Below are 1,084 nucleotides of genomic sequence, written 5' to 3' on the forward strand. Positions count from 1 at the left end.
TTCAAAATCAAAAAGCGCATCAGTCCATTGCCTCTTGACGATGGATTTTAAAGTTTCCCAAGACAGACCTTGAATCACTTCTTGAAGTTTATTAATCACTGATTCCAGTGTTTCAAATGCCTTATTTTTAAAGCCTCGTTTTCGAATCTCAGCCCAAACTTGTTCAATGGGATTCATTTCAGGTGTATAAGGTGGAATAAATGCAAAACCAATATTGGAAGGAATTTCTAGTGTCTTTGACTTATGCCAATTGGCATTGTCCATAACCAGCAGGATATAGTCATCAGGATAAGCAAGAGATAACTGTCTTAAGAATTCATTCATCCAAGCTGTATTACAAGCTCCTGCAATTAAGAAAAACGATTCTCCTGTATGGGCGTCTACAGCCCCATAACAATATCTAAATTCTCGGATATGATGACTCGGAACTTGTGGACGAACGTCCCCTGGTGCCCAACACTTGCCAATTTTACTGATTCTACCAAATCCGGCTTCATCTTGATACATCATGCGTACCTTTTTGAAACGTCTACTGTGTTTAAAGCGCTTTCTTAGCTTCTTGTATGTAGATTTTATTTTTAGACGCTACAATTGTTTGGGCGTCTGCTTTCTTAGGGTGCTCTGGGCGTGGTGTCACTTTACGCCAGCCATGACGAGATAAGAGGTAGTAGAACCCCATTCGTGTAGTACTCTTCCCAACTCTTTCTTGATAAGCACGATATAATTCTTCAATGGTAACGTGCTCTCCCTTGCTAGCTTTTTTCCTTTCTTTAGCTAAAAAGTCCTTTTCCTCTTCGAAGGTGAGGTAAGAACGATTTCTACCTCCTCGTGTCTCTTTAATCAGAGCATCTAAGCCACCTTCTTTATACTTAGCTAAGGTACGGGTGACAGTACTTGGGTTACAATTTAGAAGGTCTGTAATTTCTTTGTATGTCTTGCCTTTAGAACGGAATAAGACTATTTGAAGACGTTTGAGGTACGCTGGTTTTGAGGTCTTTTTTAAAAGTGAGTTGATTCTTTTTTCTTCTGCGGATGTAAGTTTCATAACTCTGTTATACCATGCTTTTTGATTTTTATTTAGTAT

Annotated in this window: 1 protein-coding gene; it reads right to left on the reverse strand. The window is 38.8% G+C overall.

Going from position 1 to position 1,084, the window contains the following annotated elements:
* Window positions 1-1,045 (reverse strand): IS630 family transposase gene (locus tag STRDD10_RS10655; RefSeq protein WP_443031104.1). Its coding sequence is split into 2 segments (ribosomal slippage), with 1,044 coding nucleotides annotated over them: window positions 1-585 and window positions 587-1,045; the frame shifts between segments, so codons are not numbered across the junction. This gene is flagged as partial in the annotation.
* Between the last annotated feature and the right edge of the window lie 39 nt (window positions 1,046-1,084).

The organism is Streptococcus sp. DD10 (assembly GCF_001578805.1).
GTDB lineage: Bacteria > Bacillota > Bacilli > Lactobacillales > Streptococcaceae > Streptococcus.